16 protein-coding genes are annotated in these 17718 nt (G+C 44.8%); 4 read left to right on the top strand and 12 right to left on the bottom strand.

Translation table 11 applies throughout. The features are described from left to right. Positions 1-169: 169 nt before the first annotated feature. From TREAZ_RS06345 to TREAZ_RS06315, 7 genes are all read right to left on the bottom strand, one after another. Positions 170-1036, bottom strand: coding sequence for an aldo/keto reductase (locus tag TREAZ_RS06345; protein WP_015710998.1), 867 nt, complete (start codon positions 1034-1036; stop codon positions 170-172). 50 nt (positions 1037-1086) lie between these two features. Continuing rightward, a complete protein-coding gene (locus TREAZ_RS17340) occupies positions 1087-1902 on the bottom strand; it encodes a sugar phosphate isomerase/epimerase family protein (RefSeq protein WP_015710997.1) in 816 nt (271 codons plus the stop codon). A 22-nt stretch (positions 1903-1924) separates the two neighbouring features. Beyond that, positions 1925-2713 carry a sugar phosphate isomerase/epimerase family protein gene (locus TREAZ_RS06335; protein WP_015710996.1) on the bottom strand — a complete coding sequence of 263 codons (789 nt, stop codon included), beginning with the start codon at positions 2711-2713 and terminating at the stop codon, positions 1925-1927. A 30-nt stretch (positions 2714-2743) separates the two neighbouring features. Next, complete coding sequence (locus TREAZ_RS06330; protein ID WP_015710995.1) at positions 2744-3886, bottom strand: Gfo/Idh/MocA family protein; 1143 nt, start codon at positions 3884-3886, stop codon at positions 2744-2746. A gap of 56 nt (positions 3887-3942) precedes the next feature. Continuing rightward, positions 3943-4710, bottom strand: a complete 768-nt coding sequence (locus TREAZ_RS06325) for a carbohydrate ABC transporter permease (RefSeq protein WP_083820255.1) — start codon at positions 4708-4710, stop codon at positions 3943-3945. 101 nt (positions 4711-4811) lie between these two features. Beyond that, positions 4812-5708, bottom strand: a complete 897-nt coding sequence (locus tag TREAZ_RS06320; protein ID WP_015710993.1) for a carbohydrate ABC transporter permease — start codon at positions 5706-5708, stop codon at positions 4812-4814. Between the two features lie 85 nt (positions 5709-5793). Further along, on the bottom strand, positions 5794-7125 hold the full coding sequence (locus TREAZ_RS06315; protein ID WP_015710992.1) for an ABC transporter substrate-binding protein: 1332 nt from the start codon (positions 7123-7125) through the stop codon (positions 5794-5796). 280 nt (positions 7126-7405) lie between these two features. Here TREAZ_RS06315 and TREAZ_RS06310 point away from each other — a divergent pair, with 280 nt between their 5' ends. The 4 genes from TREAZ_RS06310 to TREAZ_RS06295 are packed head-to-tail and all read left to right on the top strand — an operon-like array spanning position 7406 to position 12120. Further along, positions 7406-8623, top strand: coding sequence for a hypothetical protein (locus tag TREAZ_RS06310; RefSeq protein ID WP_015710991.1), 1218 nt, complete (start codon positions 7406-7408; stop codon positions 8621-8623). Between the two features lie 9 nt (positions 8624-8632). Next, a complete protein-coding gene (locus TREAZ_RS06305) occupies positions 8633-10144 on the top strand; it encodes an FGGY-family carbohydrate kinase (protein ID WP_015710990.1) in 1512 nt (503 codons plus the stop codon). Beyond that, positions 10144-11028 carry an L-ribulose-5-phosphate 3-epimerase gene (locus TREAZ_RS06300; RefSeq protein ID WP_043922948.1) on the top strand — a complete coding sequence of 295 codons (885 nt, stop codon included), beginning with the start codon at positions 10144-10146 and terminating at the stop codon, positions 11026-11028. The genes TREAZ_RS06305 and TREAZ_RS06300 overlap by 1 nt, the downstream gene beginning before the upstream one ends. Positions 11029-11037: 9 nt before the next feature. After that, a complete protein-coding gene (locus TREAZ_RS06295; protein WP_015710988.1) occupies positions 11038-12120 on the top strand; it encodes a LacI family DNA-binding transcriptional regulator in 1083 nt (360 codons plus the stop codon). 27 nt (positions 12121-12147) lie between these two features. On the opposite strand, the gene TREAZ_RS06290 is transcribed toward TREAZ_RS06295, so the two are convergent. Genes TREAZ_RS06290 through TREAZ_RS06270 form a run of 5 tightly spaced genes read right to left on the bottom strand, consistent with a single transcriptional unit; the run spans position 12148 to position 17708 of the window. Further along, positions 12148-12612 carry a VOC family protein gene (locus tag TREAZ_RS06290; protein ID WP_083820253.1) on the bottom strand — a complete coding sequence of 155 codons (465 nt, stop codon included), beginning with the start codon at positions 12610-12612 and terminating at the stop codon, positions 12148-12150. 21 nt (positions 12613-12633) lie between these two features. Further along, positions 12634-14058, bottom strand: a complete 1425-nt coding sequence (gene melA / locus TREAZ_RS06285; protein ID WP_015710986.1) for an alpha-galactosidase — start codon at positions 14056-14058, stop codon at positions 12634-12636. Positions 14059-14066: 8 nt separating this feature from the next. Further along, positions 14067-16472, bottom strand: a complete 2406-nt coding sequence (locus TREAZ_RS06280; RefSeq protein WP_015710985.1) for an endonuclease MutS2 — start codon at positions 16470-16472, stop codon at positions 14067-14069. 6 nt (positions 16473-16478) lie between these two features. Then, entirely contained in the window at positions 16479-17396 is a 918-nt protein-coding gene (gene rsgA / locus TREAZ_RS06275; RefSeq protein ID WP_015710984.1) for a ribosome small subunit-dependent GTPase A, read from the bottom strand. 15 nt (positions 17397-17411) lie between these two features. Then, a complete protein-coding gene (locus TREAZ_RS06270; protein ID WP_015710983.1) occupies positions 17412-17708 on the bottom strand; it encodes a hypothetical protein in 297 nt (98 codons plus the stop codon). Positions 17709-17718: the final 10 nt, after the last annotated feature.

Genomic DNA, 17718 nt, shown 5'->3' with positions numbered 1-17718 from the left:
TCTCTGCCATACAGAAGGAAAAAACCAAAACCCGGCGTGTGCTCATATTCGTACTCGTCGATTTCAACCACCTCCTAATTTTTTCAAGGGTGGTTGAAATCGACGAATACCTATGAAGTACAGCAAAGAAGAAAAGGAATAGATGGGCATTCCTTGTAATTAAATAATATCACCATGTGATACTATCTGGATGCGGGAATGGATCTGGGTATCCTCGTAAATGACTTAACTGATCAACATCATCCTCTGACAACTTGAAATCAAACACATTAGCATTAGCTTTAATATGATCAGTAGATGTGGATTTTGGCAAAGGCAAGAACCCACATTGTAAACACCACCGTACACACAATTGCGAAACAGATTTATTATATTTTTTCGCAAGTTCAATTAGGAGAGGTGCTTTTAAAAGACTACCTTCGCCACTTCCTCCTAACGGACTATAAGCTTCTATGAATAAACCACGTTCCTTACTGGCTTTTACTACCTCACCCTTAATATCACCTGGACACAACCGGAGCTGGTTAACCATTGGCATAATCTTAACAGATTTAGTTAAAGCATCTAAATGATGAGCATGAAAGTTACTTACCCCTATCGCACGGACACGACCTTCATTATAAAATTCTTCAAATGCTTTCCATGTTTCTACATTAGATTCAGCCCATTTATTACGAAAATCTACTGGATTTGGCCAATGGATAAGATAAAGATCAAGATAATCAAGCTGTAAATCTTTTAAGGATTTATTAAAAGCAACCTTAGTTCGCTCATATGTATGTTCAGTATTAAAAAGCTTACTTGTTACAAAAATTTTTTCTCTATTAATACCGCTTGCCTTAATGCCTTTACCGACACTAATTTCATTCCCATAAACCGCCGCTGTATCAATATGGCGATATCCTGCATCAATTGCTGATTTAACTGCATTAACAGTGACATCACCATCAGGTGTTTGCCAAGTACCAAAACCTATACATGGAATTGAAACACCATTATTTAAAGAAAAACAATCAGTTAACGATTTTAGTTCCATACTATAACCCCCATTTAATATCATTATACTAAAAATACATATTATAGAAATTAATCAATTAAGTCAAGTGTATTCCGAATATATTTTGCACTGGATGTTATACAATCATAAATATCTCGGTTACTATCATCTTGCTCAACAACATAATGTATAATATTTGCATCACGACTTGCCTCTGCAATAGGCCCCCAGTTTATATTTCCTTCACCCACAGCTTCATAAGTCTTTGGTGCGATACCAGCATTTTGAACATTTAATTCAATACCATAATCTTTGTAATGAATCAGCGACATACGACCACTCAGCTTCCTAATCCATAAAGCTGAATCAACACCTCCTGCCTGCATCCAATGAATATCAAGACAAAATTCAACCAATTCAGGATCAGTCTCATTGACTAAGACATCAAGCCCTGTTTTACCACTTGGAAATCTATGAAATTCCAATGCATGATTATGATATAATAATTTAATTCCCTCTTTTGCAAGCGGTCGAGCTGCCAAATTCATCAATCCGGCAAAACGAGCAAAATCATCTTCAGATCCACGATATTCGCTAAGTATTGTCGCTACTTCTACTATTTTTACTTCAAATGCATTCGCTCCTTTGATAACAAAATCAGGATTTTGTAAAATACCTAATATTCCCCCTTCTGCCCCTCCTATATATGCAGGATACACTAATGGAAACAACCCAATATCAGAAAGAGCATTTTTGTATTGTTTGGGAGTCATACCATGACTTGGATCACCTTGAACAGAATCATATCCTGCTTCTTTTATTTTCCTAAAAACAATTCTAGGATCATTAACCTCAGCAAGTTTTTTGCGCATTGAATACATTTGAATACCTAAACTCTTTTTCATAATTTTTCATCCTTTACAAAAACTAAACATGAAATTTTATCATGTTATTAAAACTAGTTTTCAAACTATCTAATGGATTCCCTGGACAAATATCCTGTTCTACAATCGCATATTCGATACCAATATCTTTACTTGCGGCAATAATTTTTTCCCAATCTATATTCCCCTCTCCAACCTCCGCAAAACGTTTATGTATTTCTTCAATTTTAATTGCACCACCTATAATTGCATAATCCTTATAATGTATAGTTTTCATACGACCTTTCACCTTATAAAGCCAATCTACTATGTTCACACCACCACCAACAAGCCAATGAGTATCAAGGCAGAACCAAAAACCTTCTGGATCAGTTTCCTCCAAAATAATATCTATTCCTTTAAAACCACCACCAAATGAAAAAAACTCTAAGGCATGAGGATGATAAAGTAATTTCTTACCTTCTTTTTTTAAATTTTTAGCAATAACATTAATTTCCTGTGCATATTTCCTAAAGCCACTTTCATTTTCCCTATATTCCATTGGCAAGGTGCCAATAGAAATTTGATCAACCCCTAAAAATGATGCATCATTAATAATTTGATTAATTACTTTCGGATCCGAACGCATTGCTTCAAAACTTGCATCTAATGAACAATTCTCAAAACCAATAGTATCAGTTAACTCTTTGTATTCTTTTAAAGTAATAAATGGTAATAGATATCCCTGAATTGTATCATATCCTATTTCCCTGACTTTTTTAAACACGGTAAACATCGATTGTTTATCAGTCAAAAGCTCTCGGACTGTAAACATTTGAAATCCCTTTTTCATATTATTTAACCTCTTTTGTCGTAATTATTATTATGATCGTAAAATATTCTCATAAGTTTCACCATCTGCATGAATTAAAGGTAATGGCTCTGGTCTTTCAACTGTAGTTTTCATGATATGTGTCAAATTATCCTTCGCACATCCAACCACACCATGCATAGCTTCAAGAGCATGTAAACCCAATGATGCATCCACACGGGGTTTTCGATTTTCTAACAAGGCATAAGCCATATCCGCTACGCCAATACCACGATTATCATCATTATAAGGGAATATACTAGAAATAATATTATATTCTGACATCGTATTACGCCTTAATTTTATCTCCCCACTAAAATCATTGGGATCAAATAATATTAAAGCGCCTTCTGTACCATAAATTTCAAAAACCGGCTTTTCAAAACCAAAGGATGCACTTGTGATCAAAAGATTTGCAAGAGTTCCATTTTTAAATTCCAGGGTAGCAGTCATGGAATTTGTAGAATCCAGTTCGAAAGTTTCTCCAAATTTAGGGTGCCTGGGATTTGTATATTTCCGTATTGGCTCACGAATTTGAGCAAAACCAGTTACTCTAGAGATAGGTCCCAATAAATTTATCATGGCATGCATATAATAACCACCCATGTCAAAAGGTATACCGCTTCCATACCCAAAAACAAAATGCTTAGTTTTACTATAAACTGAGCCATAATCTTCATAACTACGGATACAAATCGCATTTACCCCAACGGGCTTTCCTATCCATCCAATATCAATAATGTTGCGAACCGTTTGCCACCCACCACCTAAAAAAGTATCGGGGGCGGTAGTAAATAATAGCCCTTTATCATTTGATAATTTTACCAATTCTTCTCCCAAAGAATATTCAACAGCCATCATTTTTTCAGTATATACGTTTTTACCTGCTAAAAGGGCTGCTTTAGTAACATTGTAATGAGCAAGAGGAAAAGTAGTATTTATAACGATTTCAATTGATGGGTCGTTGTATATCTCTTCTACCGTCATAGCCTTAAGACCAAATTCATCTGCACATAGCCTTGCTTTCTCAGGAATTATATCAGCACAACCAATTAATTCTATTACATGAAATTTTGTCGTAAGATTCTTAAAATAAGTCCTACTTATTACTCCACAACCAATCAATGCCGCCTTAACACGTTTAAAAGAACTCATAAAAAAATTACCTTCCTTAATTAAAGATTATGTGGAATACAATTATGATCCCGCATTTATTTAACACTCCCAGCCACAAGACCGGTAAGCAGACGTTCCCGTAATAAAATAAAGATAATAATCATTGGTAGAGCACTTATAAAGGAACCACCTAAAATAGTCCCATAATCAACAAAGTGAAAAGCACTTTGAAAGAGTCGAAGGGTTACAGTTATGGTATACAATTTCTCGTCATTCAAAATAATCATAGGCCACATAAAGTCGTTCCATGAAGTCATAAAGAGAATAATACTCAAAACTACTAGACCAGGTTGTACCATGGGCAGTATAATAAAAATGAAAGTACGAAAATCACCGCATCCATCTATTTTTGAATAATAAATAACTTCGTTAGGAACTCCCTGGATATATTGTCTCATAATAAATATTCCATAAGCTGAAATCATCCCTGGGAAAACAAGAGGAAAAAAAGTATTAATCCAACCCATTTTACTCATCTGGACATATAAAGGAACCATAGTTACAGTAATTGGGATCATCATGGTAGCAACAACAAAATAAAAAAGCATCCTTCTGCCTGGGAAATCAAATTTCTCAAAGGCAAAACCTGCCATACTGGCAAAGAACAATCCACCTATAGTTTTTAATACTGACACAAAAACAGTATTTAAAAAGGCTCTGGGAAACATAGAATCAAAAAATAATTTATTGAAATTACTTAGATATCTAAAACCATTTTCAGGAAGAAATGAAAAATGGGTACTAGCTATCTGATTGGTTACCCTAAAACCACCAATAAACATGAACCAGAAGGGGAAGAGCATCAAGAAGGCGAGACCAATTATAACAAAATAAAGAAAAAAGACTCTTCATTTTTTGTTTCAATTCATCTAAATTTCCCCTAGCCATGATAAACTACCCTCCTTTAAAGATTTGATTTGAAAGTACTACTAACCTGTGGCATACTAAAAATCATAATAAATAAAAAAATAATGAAAGACATTGCTGCACCAATAGATAATTGAAAACTTTGGAAGCTTTGGCTATAAAGATACATATTCATGGTTAAGGCAGCATTACTAACCCCTCCTGTATAGCCAAAAAGAATAAATGGTTCATTAAACATATTAAAGGTACCTATGGTACTAGTAGTAGTAACAAAATAAATTACCGGACGCATAAGAGGTATAGTTATATGGAAATAGGACTGGATTCCTGAAGCACCATCTATACGTGCAGCTTCATAAAGTTCAGGATCTATATTTTGCAGCCCACCTAGCATGATAAGCATATCATAACCAACCCAAGCCCATATTACAATAATACTAACAGTGATTTTTGTCCAATTCGGATCGGTGATCCAAGGTATGGAAGGAAGCCCAAGCTTATTCAATACTCCATTAAAAAGTCCAATACGAGAATCAAAAAGGACTTTAAACACAATACTATAAGCTACTGAGGAAGTAACATAAGGAAGTAGAAAAGCAAGCTGAAATATTTTGCGACCCCTGATTTTAGGTACATTAAATAATGCTGCAAGACAAAGGGCAAAAAATATCTGAACTGGAACATTTAAAACTATAAACCAAAGGGTATTCTTAAAACTGGTCCAGAATAAAGGATCTTTAATAATATTGATATAATTACCAAAACCTACAAATCGCTGAAAACCTTTCGACGGTGAATACCTGCTCAGACTCATGAACAAAGCAAAAAACGTAGGATATAATCCAAATAATCCATATAAAATAAAGAATGGGGAAATAAAAATATATGCATTCCTATTTTTCAAAATCTGTTTTATTGGAAAATTTCCCTTCACTTTATTTCGCCTCATCGTTTTTTGTTGCCAAAGTGACAATAGCAGGGGTAAAGAAATATTTCTTCCCCCTGTTATTCATGCTTAATTATCTATATTTAGCAACAATAGCAGTTGCCTGGGTCTGCATATCAGCAATTCCCTTTTCCAAAGGCACCCTACCCGTAATGATAGAACCACTGTTGGCACCAATCATATTCAGAACTTCGGAGAATGCCGAGGTTATAACAAAATTAGTAGGAACCCGTCCTGTCTGGGAGGCAAAAAACTGAAATACCTTCTGATCCCCAAAAAAATCGATAGTAGCATTCATTAATTTTGGATCTTCATAAGCTGGCATATAACAACCAAACTCTCCAAGTTCTTGTGTTATAGCTACACGACCTTGTACTGTAGAACAGCGAAAATTAACAAAAGCCCAAGCCAGTTCCTTATTTTTACTCTGCTCGGGAATAACAAGCTCCGACCCGCCATTGTTGGAGGATGCAGGTTTGGAACCTGCAAAATAGGGCATAGGGGCCAAACGCCAGGATTTTGGCGTATTAGGCCAAGAACCCATCATTGCATTCATATACCAAGCAGCACCTATATGAGTAGCCAATTGGTTGCCTTGCATTAAATCATTGTAATCTGGAGTCCAACTTGATGCATCGACCCCAACTCCAGAAGTAACCAGCTTCTTCTGGAGTTCCAGAGCTTTAAAAAGCTCCGGAGTATCAACGGTTGCATTTCCTTTAGCATCAAAGAAGCTACCTCCTTGTTGTTGAACCAACATCCGGGTAAATTCCCCATCCCCGGTTGAGGTAGCCCGATGAAGATATAATCCCTGACTCTTCAGCTTTGCTCCCACTTCAAGCCATTCTTCCCATGTTTCAGGAGGAGAAATAACACCCACCTTTGCAAATAAATCAGTACGATAGAACATAGCCACCGGACCTGCATCCATTGGTACCCCATAAATTCTACCCTTAGCATCCGAATCATTCACAATTTTATAAGCTGGAAAACCATCCTTTACCGGAGCTATTCTATCCGTAAGATCAAGCAAACCACCATTATCAATAAATTGTACAATATCATCACCCTGTAGAGTAGCAACATCAGGGGCACCAGACCCGGAAGCCAGAGCTGCCAGTAATTTAACTTTCAACTCATCGCTGGGAATATTCACCAAATTTACTTTTATATTTGGATAAACCGCATTAAAGGGTGGTATAATAACCCGCTTCCACATCTCCACATCCCAGTTCCACACAGTAATTTCACCGGAAAGGCTTGCAGCATTCGCAAAGGCCGCATCGCCAGAAATGACCCCTACCGGGACAGATTCAGAGTTATCAGGAGACTTGTTTCCTTTGCTACAGGTAGCAAAGAGACCAAGAACCACGAAACACCCAAAAAGACAGATATACTTTTTCATACCCTCTCCTCCTATAATAATTGAAAAAACGTTTCTCTAATAAATAGTATCATAGAACCAAATAGCTGTCAACAAAAAAATAGAAAAAAATTATTATTTTCCATTTTCTTATTTTATATCTACTTATTTTAGAGATTTATTTAACTTTTAACTGGTATTTGTTGACATTTTATCTTAAATAACGCTATAGTATATAATTATGAAGTTTTAATTATAAATCTTATAAAAAAACGTTTTTCTATATCTTTCTAAGGCAACCAAGAGATTGAGGGGGTATACTATGTCAAACAGACCGTTAATCGAGAAAACTTTTGAGCAAGGCGGCGGCATTTTCCGGCTGAACCCGGTTTTTGTGCCCAGGCCTTTCGGGAAAGCGGGGCGCAGGCTCAAGCTGCACCCGGATGATTACTATGCCCTGGGGCTGGAACGGGGGTCCATCAAAGAACGGTGGTTCTCTTCTACTATAGCGGCGCAGAACGGGCCATTGGCGGCGGCCGACGAGGGCATGAGCTATGTGGCAGTCAGCTACGAAAATAGCGAAAAATTCAGCCTTAAAGAGGCTATCGATACCTTGGGCGCCCAGATTGTCGGCGAAGAGCTGATGAAAAAATACGGCGGCTGGCCCATGTATTCAAAGTTCTTCGATTTTCTCAACCCACTGTTCCACCATGTGCACCTCATGTTCGAGGATGCCAAACGGGTGGGCAAGCTGGGGAAGCCTGAATCCTACTATTTCCCCAGGCAGCTCAATAACTACACCGGGGAATTCAACGCCACCTACTTTGGGTTTGACCCTGACACAAAGCCCGAAGAAGTGAAGCAGCGTCTCAGGGATTACAATAAGGGCGACACCCGCATCACCGAGCTTTCCCGGGCGTACCGGGTGGAGCTTGGCACTGGATGGTATACGCCTCCGGGGGTGATCCATGCTCCGGCGTCGGTGCTGACTTATGAGCCCCAGTGGAATTCCGACGTGAACTCGGTGCAGGAAAATGTGGTTTCAGGGGAGATATACCCCAGGGAATTCCTGGTTGCCGAGTGCCCGCCAGAAAAAAAGAACGATATCGAATATATCTTCAATCTTTTGGATTGGGAAAAGAACATCGATCCCAATTACAAAAAGCATTATTACCGGCCGCCCGTCATTACCCATTCCGACAAGGCTTACACGGAAAAATGGGTATCCTATGCCAATGACTATGTTTGCGCCAAAGAACTTACCGTTGAGCCGGGGCAGACTGTAAGCGTCAAGGACGCCGCAGCATACGGAACAATCTGCATTCAGGGCCATGGCCTATTTGGCAAGCATTTCTGCGAGGCCCCTACACTCCTTCGTTTTGGGCAGCAGAGCAGCGATGAATTTTTTGTGGCTGAGGGAACGGCGAAGCAGGGCGTAACAATCGTGAACCAGAGCCCGGTGGAGACCTTGGTGCTGCTTAAGCATTTTGGACCCAATAATCCTGAAATGCCCAAGACAGTTCCCGCTGAATTGCGGTAAGATATCCTTATGGAAAGATATGTTCTTGGCCTTGATAACGGCGGCACGGTGATCAAGGCAGGGCTTTTTACCGCAGCAGGCAAAGAAATTGCAGTGGCTTCCCGGCAGACAGCGGTGCTTACCCCCAAGCCGGGATACACCGAACGGGATATGGATGAACTCTGGGAGCAGAACTGCGCCTGTATACGCCAGGTACTTTTTGATTCAGGGACAGCTCCGGAATCCGTAATCGGGATAGGCGTATGCGGCCACGGCAAAGGGCTCTACCCCTGGGGGAAAAACGGAAAGCCTGCGTACAACGGCATTATCTCCACTGACAACCGGGCCTGGCAGTATCCTGAAAAATGGAAGCGGGAAGGAACTTTTGAAAAACTCTACCCAAGGCTCTGCCAGCAGATCATGCCATGCCAGCCTGTTTCCCTTCTGGCATGGATAAAGGATCATGAGCCCCAAGTCTATGAATCAATCCAGTGGGCGTTTTCGGTAACCGACTATGTGCGCTTCAGGCTGACAGGCGAAGCCTTTAGCGAGGCAACCAATATTTCAGGCTCCGGCCTTATGAATGTGAGGGATGCTAAAATCGACAAGGACATGCTGGAGGCTTTTGGGATAGGCGAGGCCTATGCAATGCTGCCCCCCGTTAGGTATTCGGCAGACCCCTGCGGGAAGCTGAGCGCAGAAGCCGCCGGGATTACAGGCCTTGCAGAGGGGACCCCGGTTGCGGGGGGAATGTTCGACATAGATTCCTGCGCCATTGCCATGTCCATCACCAAATCGGAACAGTTCTGCACTATAACCGGTACCTGGAGCATCAACGAATTCATCGCCCCCGCGCCGATAACCGGAACCTGTATCGCCATGAATTCACTTTATGCGATGCCGGGCTGGTATCTTTTGGAAGAGTCCAGCGCCACAGGGGTTGGAAATCTTGAGTGGCTCATCAAAAACATCTTTGAACATGAAGAAGTACCTGCGGGGAAAAAGCTCTACTCCTGGCTCGATGAACAGGCAGCACTGATTGCCCCCGAGGCATGCGATGTTTATTTCCTCCCCTTCCTCTACGGTTCCAATCGTCATGCTCTGGCAAAGGCAAGCTTTATCGGCCTTACAAGCTATCACACCAAATACCACATGCTGAGATCCCTCTACGAGGGAGCGGCTTTTTCTGCCAAGCATCATATTGATAAATTGCTTTCTGTGCGCAAAAAGCCCGAGGCGGTTCGCCTCGCCGGCGGGGCCGCCAATTCAAAACTGTGGGTGCAGATTTTTGCCGATGTGCTGGAGCTGCCCATAGAAACAGTAAGCTCCGTAAAAGAGCTGGGGGCTATGGGGGCGGGCATGGCTGCAGCAGTCTCTGCGGGAATCTTCAAAGATTATGCAGAAGCTACAGAAGCCATGGTGAGGATTTCCCCGCCTGTCAAACCTAACCCCGACGCCTTCGCCGTATACCGAAAAAAATATGAAACCTATACGAAAACCTGCGATGCCCTGGATCAAGTCTGGGAAAAGTTCGAGGTTTAATGATGAAACCATACCAGCTGGGGCTTTACGAAAAAAGCATGCCCGGCTCATTAAGCATTGAGGAAAAGCTGCAGGAAACAGGGAATGCGAGTTTTGATTACCTTGAACTTTCCATTGATGAAACTGATGAAAAGCTCGCTCGCCTGGAATGGGGAAAGGATGAAATCAGCGCCATTAACCGTGCTGCAGAAGAATCGGGCATCCCCGTCAAATCAATCTGCCTGAGCGGCCACCGCAAGTTTCCCATGGGCGATCCTGACGCTGAAACAAGAGGTAAAAGCCTTTCCATTATGGAGCGGGCCCTCACGCTGGCTGCACGGCTGGGAGTACGCATCATTCAGATTGCGGGCTACGATGTGTACTACAAGAAATCCACAGAGGAAACCAAGAAATTCTTTGCCGAAAATCTTGAAAAGTCTGTTCATTTAGCTGCCCGCGAAGGGGTTATACTGGCCTTTGAAACTATGGAAACCCCTTTTATTGATACGGTGGAAAAAGCCATGAATTGGGTAAAAAAATTCCCCTCCCCCTATTTGCAGGTTTATCCTGATACAGGAAACATCACCAATGCGGCCCTGCTATATGGTACAACAGTGCCCGGAGATATTGAAAAAGCCTCAGGTCATCTTGCAGCCCTGCACCTTAAAGAATCAAAGCCCGGGATCTACCGGGAAGTCCCCTATGGCGAGGGCCATGTTAATTTCGGAGAAGCCATAGCTGCCGCATGGCGTGAGGGGTGCAGGCGCTATGTTGCAGAGTTCTGGCATTCTGCTCCAAAAAGCGGGGAGGCTGATCGTTGGCGCACTATTTTACATGACAATAGCATATATCTGAGAGATATACTGGATAAGGCGGTAGTTGATACAGCAGAAAAATACAGGTAGATTAATTCTATGATCACCATTCATGATGTAGCAAAACGGGCAGGGGTATCAATCTCCACAGTCTCCAATGTAATAAACAAAAACAAGTTTGTCAGTGACGACTTGGCAAGACGGGTAAATGCGGCGGTACAGGAACTAAAATATACTGCCAATCCCATAGCCCAAAAAATGAAAATAAAGCATACCAAAACCATTGGGATCATCACCGCTGACCTCTGCGGCCTTTTTTATCCCTACGTCCTCAAGGGTATGTACGACGTTCTCAATACCAGGGGCTACCGGCTTAATATTATGGACAACGAAGGGAGCCACGACAGCCTTGGAGGTATTAAGAAATTTCAGGAAAGTATTGACGGTCTTATCAGGGATCGCATGGACGGAATTGTTTTCGCTTCCACAGTACCAGAAGAAATAGAAGCAGGCATAATCCGGGATATCATGAGCCTCCCCTCTTTCAGGAGGAGCACCGGTTTTGTGTGCATAGAAAAAAACATAAGCAAATACGGCATTGACTCAGTCTTTGCGGATTCAGAAACCGGCGCCAAAATGGCGGTAAATCACCTGATAGAAACCGGCTGTCGCAGAATCGGCCATATCACGGGCCCGTTTTTTGTCACCATAGTCCAAGACAGGGTGAATGGGTACAAAAAAGTCATGAAAAATCATGGCTTCGAGGTAGATGATAACAGTATGATAGCCAGGGGCGACTATACCCATAAAAGCGGCTATCTCGCCATGAAGGATCTGCTCCGCAAAATGCCGGATTTGGATGGGGTTTTTGTCGCAAATGATCAGATGTCTGTGGGGGCAATGAAGGCTCTTTCCGAGGCTGGCAAACGCATCCCCGAAGATGTCAAAATAATTGGCTACGACGATGTATTCATTTCCAGTGTCCTGGAGCCATCCCTCTCTACCATCCATGTTCAAAAGTACCGCATGGGGAAAAACGCAGCAGAACTGCTCCTGGCCCAAATTGAAGGGGAAAAAGAAATCAGTTCTGAGGGAACTGCGATTGAACTTGAACCGAAACTGGTGGTCCGCCGTTCCACCGTCAAGAATGCCCCCGACGACTGGATACTGGTGGACTGGTAAGATCATTGCTTTGCCGGCCGCATTCGTTTAGGCAAAGGGTTTGATATTGAGATTAACCCCAAGATCATCTTCTGCGTCGATAATGGTCCAGCTTCCGCCAGGATAATAGCCCAAGGTACGGATGGGGTAGCCCATCTCTTCAAATTCCCCAACCACTGCGTCCCGCCGGTCTGGCCCTACCACAAAGCCTAAATGATGCACTCCATTCCCATGCTTGTTCTGGAATTCCTTAAAGGTACTTTCTCCCTCCAGAGGTTCGTGGAGTTCGATCATAATGCCTCGTTCTTTAGACATAATCACTGCCAACTTTAATCCATAAAAAGCCTTTTTACCCCGATAGGTTAAATCAGGATTTTCACTTGGTTTGTCAATGCGGATTTCCGGTACCGGAACATGAAGTATGTCCGCCCAGACCTTGGCAGCCTTTTCGATATCCTTCACGATAATGGCAATCTGAAGGAAATCCTTAAAATCAATGTGGTTCTTCATCATTTTTCTCCTATATTGAAAGAATTATATTTCTGCGCTGCCCAATTTGCCGAACCTGCTGTTGATAGCCAGGGCCGGATCAACAGGCACCGGAACACCCACAGTACCCTTCGGAACATCGATATGCTCAGTTTTCCTGAGACCCTTGCCCTTAAACTGGGGCAGCCATTTGGTTTCGGCTTCGAACATTTCATGTACCATGTCCCGTATCCTTTTAAGATCCAGCACTGCTGAAGTGAGGGGATCCATGGCGATTGCCCAGAAAGCCAATTCAGGATCGCCCTTTATAGCGGCGTCGGCTGCAAGGCCCTGCACCGAAAGGTTGCTCATGTTCATTGCGGCAAGATGCGGGGGAAGATCCCCTACAACAAATGGATGGAGCCCTTCACGGTCTGCATAGACAGGAACCTCCACTGTTGCGTTTGCAGGAAGATTAGTGATATGCCCCCGGTTGGGCACATTGCCGTTGAACCTGAAGGGAATGCCTGTTTCAATGGCTTCGATAATATAGGAGCAATACTCTTTGCTGCGGGGCTCAAGCTCGCCGCTCTCTATGGCAAGCACATCGGTATTGCGGAACTTCTCTGCTATCATTATTCCAAAATGATAAGAAGCACCGCTTTCGCCTCCAAATGCAGGCTCATCGCAATAGCGATCAAGACATTCCCTGCTTTTGCGGAACCAGGGGAGGTATTCGCTTAAGTGGCCTGTGGACTCGGTCATGAAATATCCGCACTGGCGCATCACCTCCCCCCGCACCTTTTCGTTTTTATAGTACTCAGGTTTTTCCATATTGGCCTTGAGCAAAGGATAGAGATCCTTTCCGTCTTTTTCCAGTTTGAGGAACCAGGCCATGTGGTTGATCCCGGCGCAGAGATAATCGATCTCTGCCTTCTTGACATTGGTATATCCTGCAACAAGGTCCAGCGTAGTCTGCACCCCGTGGCAGAGGCCCACCATAGTCATGGACGCGGCACGCGCAGCTGTAGTGCAGACTGCGCCCATAGGGTTCACATAATTGAGAACTACTGCGCCGGGACAAAGCTCGGCAATATCATTTCCAATACCAATGAGCACCGGCGCAGTACGCAAACAACGGAATACTCCGCCTGGCCCCATGGAATCGCCAATGCACTGATCTACCCCGTATTTGAGGGGGATTTCATAATCAAAACGGAAAGCGTCATTGCCGCCTATCTGGAACATGAGGATCACATAGTCGGCATCCTTAAGGGCTTCGCGCCTGTCAGTAGTGCAGCTTATATAAGCGTCCAGATGGTTTTTGGAAATTATCTGATCCGCATAAATCTTCATTTTTTCAAGCTTCCAAAGAGTAGGCCCCATAAGGGAAAACTGAGATCCCTTGAGTACCGGAGTTGCCATTAAATCATTGAGCAGGGTTTTGCAGAATACTATACTGCCTGCCCCGATAAACGCAATCTTTGCCATATATCCCCCTATTTCAATATTACCTCAGTCCTTCCAAAGCCTCCCATCTCGGGCCTGGAGAAATAATAATCCGCCACAGACTTTTCCCTGCGGAGATAATCGTGGACACCCTTCTGGAGTATGCCGTCGCCCTTCCCATGGACCACGGAGAATTCATGGAGCCCCGAAAGGACTGCGGCGTCAACTTGCTGCCGCAAGGCTTCAAGGGCTTCATCGAGCCGCATGCCCCGCAAGTTGATTTCCATTTGAACAGGGGAGGAAGGCGCAAGGTCCGCTGCAGAAATAAGAGGCTTTATCTCATCTTTCGGCGGCGGAATGGGGACAAGATCTTTTTCGGCGAAGCTCATCTTAAGCGCCCCAAGCTCCACTATCCAGAAGCCTTTTTTGTCTGTCCTGATAATGCGCCCCCTGCCGCCCCTGCTCCCTGCCTTGACCCAGGCGCCGGGTTCGAGGATGAGCTGCGGGTTACCGGAATATCCACCGCTCCCTGATCCTGCCGGGTCGGCTTCATCTTCCAGGCGGCGGCGTTCCTCGGCGAGATCACTTTCTTCTTTTTCAAGATCGACATTTTCAGCTTTTACCGAAGCTTCAAGATCGGAGAGGAATTCTTTCACTTTGAGGGTCTTATCCCGGGTGATTTCCCCTTCTTTTATTTCCCGCACAAGATTTTCAAGCTGCTTGCGACTTTCTCCAAGTAAATGACGGAGGCTGCCTGCGCCTTCTGTTTTTAAGTGCAATTCTTTTTGCCTGAGTCTCAGTTCCTTGAGATCCGCCTTGCGGCGTTCTTCCCGGAGCCTCTGCTCTTCGGCTTTTCCTGCTTCGGTTGCTGCGTCCAACTCCCGGTGCTTTTCGCGGAGGCCGTTAATCAAAACGCTTATATCAGCCTGTTCTTCGGCAAGGTACGTGCGGGCCTTGGCGACTATATCGGCGCCGAGGCCGTTCCTGGCTGCTATATCCACTGCCCTGCTTTCACCGGGTATGCCCATAACGATTCTGAAGGTGGGGGAAAGGGTTTTGCCGTCAAATTCCATGGAGGCGTTTTGCACCCCTTTCCGGGTATAGCCGTAATTTTTAAGTATGCCGTGATGGGTGGTGGCAATGAGCCTGGAGCGCTTTTCGATAAGGTGATCCAGAATAGCCATGGCAATGGCGCTCCCCTCCTCGGGGTCTGTGCCTGAACCAAGCTCGTCCAGGAGCACCAGGGATCTTTCCCCTGCTCTGGAGCAGATACTTGCAATATTGGTCATGTGGGAGGAAAAGGTGGAAAGGGATTGGCTAATGGATTGTTCGTCCCCTATGTCGGCATAGACTCCGTCGAATATGGGAAGACAGCTGCCTTCGTCTATGGGCAGGGGAAGGCCGAACTGGTTCATCAGAGCAAGGAGGCCTGCGGTTTTAAGGGCTACGGTCTTGCCCCCCGTGTTGGGGCCGGTAACAATCACGGTCCTGGTGTTTCCGTTCATGGCAAAATCCAGGGGAACCGCTTTGGCGCCCAACAAGGGATGCCTGGCTTTTTTCAGGATCAGAGCCCCGTCACGATCCAGGGCTGCAAATTTCCCCCGGGTCTCAAAACCATAACGGGCCCGGGCCCGAAGGGTTTCCAAATGCACTATGCCTTCGTGGAATTTTGCGATCTGGGTATGGGAGGCTAAGATGCGGCCTGTCATCTCCCGAAGGACACGGCGTATTTCCGCATCCAGCCTGCGGTTTTCAATAAGGAGCTCGTTGTTTTTTTCTACTACTTCTTCGGGCTCCACAAAAAGGGTTTGACCCGTAGAAGAAACCTCGTGGACAATGCCTTTGATGCGCCCTCTGTAATTTGCCTTAACCGCAAGCACCATACGGCCATCCCGCTGTGAAGGCACGCCCGATTGGAGCATGCGGCGGGTTTCATCATTGCCTGTGTACTTCATCCCAGCGGTTTCAAGATCCTTTGCCAGGGCCTGTATTCTCCGCCTGATGTCCCTGAATTCGCTCAAGTCCCTGAGCTTCCCCTCTTTATCGAGGATTCTGAATATTTCTGTCGATACAGAAACGCAGTCAGGCAAATCTAACAGTAATGGTGTTAATGGCGTTTCTGCCCCGGTTTTTCCCAACCAGGCTTTTAGAGCTTCCCCCCTCTCGATAAAGAGGCCCAGGGCATAGGCTTCGTCAATTTCAAGAATAGTGCCTTCCACATTGAGCTTGGGGATAATGCCGGAAATATCAGGAATACTGTCGCGCTTTTCGCTGTCAATTTCGTTGATCCTGTCCAGGGCAGCCGAGACCAGGCCCTTGAGCGTCTGAGTTTCTTCCTCGTCAAGTTTTGGGACATCAGCGAGAATGCAATTCGAAGCTTCTTCGCTTAGCGCGCAGACCGCAACCCTGCCGCGTATGGCGTCAAATTCCAGCAGTTTTACTGTTTTTTCGTTCATCTTTGTTCAATCATAATCCGGGTACGCTTCCACTCCTGCCATCTCGTCTTTGATGCGGAGAAAGCTTTCATACCTGTCCTCGTGGATCACCCCTGCATGGACAGCCTCCATAATTTTGCAGCCCGGCTCTGTCTCATGGGAACAGGAAAGGCCATAGCTGCACTTCCCTGCCAGAGGGGCGAACTCCTTCATATAAAGTATAACATCTTCAGGGGGAATGCGCTCGGGGGCAAAACGGCGTATGCCCGGAGTGTCGATGATGCGGGCGCCGGCGAGGCCGGGGACATCCAGCAGAACAGGCTGGGTGGTAGTGTGGTTTCCCCGGTTGTACTTTTCATTCAGGGCGCCGGTCCTTATTTCCAAATCGGGGATCAGGGTTTTAACGAGGCTCGACTTCCCCACACCGGACTGGCCTACGAGGACTGAAAATTTCCCCTTTATAAAATCCCTGAATTCTTCAAGCCCCATTCCGGTACGGGCTGAAACACGGAAGACCGGAATGCCTATGCGTATAAAATCTTCAAGCCTTTCCTCGGTATCAGGATCTTCATCGGCCAGGTCGTATTTGTTGATCACAAGAGCCGCCGGGATGCCCGCGTAATCGGCCTGGAGCAATATGCGGTCAAGGAAGCGGGGCCTGAAGGGGGGCGACACAGGGGTAGTGACACAGAGGACAATGTCCACATTGGCTGCCAGAAGCTGGGGCGACTGCCCCTTCTGGTTGAACCGGGCAAAACCGTTGCGCCGCTTCTCAAGGCCAATGATTTGCCCCTCCTCAACCTCGACAATGTCGCCGGGGGCCAGGGGATTGTAATATCCTTCGACCGCTTTTAATATCTTCCCTTTAATCCTGCACTCCGTTTCGCCCTCATCGGTCCTGAGGGTAAATAAATTCCGGGAACCCCGGACAACCAGGGCCTTCAATTTGGATTATCCATATTATTTGAAAAGATCTTCAAAAGCAGATTTGGCAGCCAACTTGCCCCCTGCTGCCTGGGCTTTTTGCCCTGCTGAGGCTTCGCGGAATTTGGGGTTCAGGCTGAACCAGTCGCAAAAATTGGCTCTGTCCCTGTCTGAAGGGACATCCGCCTGGGATTCATTGCAATCCCTGCTTACCCCGGGAAGATAATGGCGGCAGTTCCTGCATGAACGCAGATCCTTCCCGCATTCAGGACAGAGCAGGGAACGGCCCAGGGGTTCAGCGTCTTTAATCGGCGATCCGCAGTACCAGCACATGGTTTATCAT

Origin of the sequence: Leadbettera azotonutricia ZAS-9, assembly GCF_000214355.1 — a bacterium.
Taxonomy (GTDB): domain Bacteria; phylum Spirochaetota; class Spirochaetia; order Treponematales; family Breznakiellaceae; genus Leadbettera; species Leadbettera azotonutricia.
The sequence above is the reverse complement of the archived record's forward strand: the minus strand, read 5'-3'. Positions and strand labels throughout refer to the sequence as shown.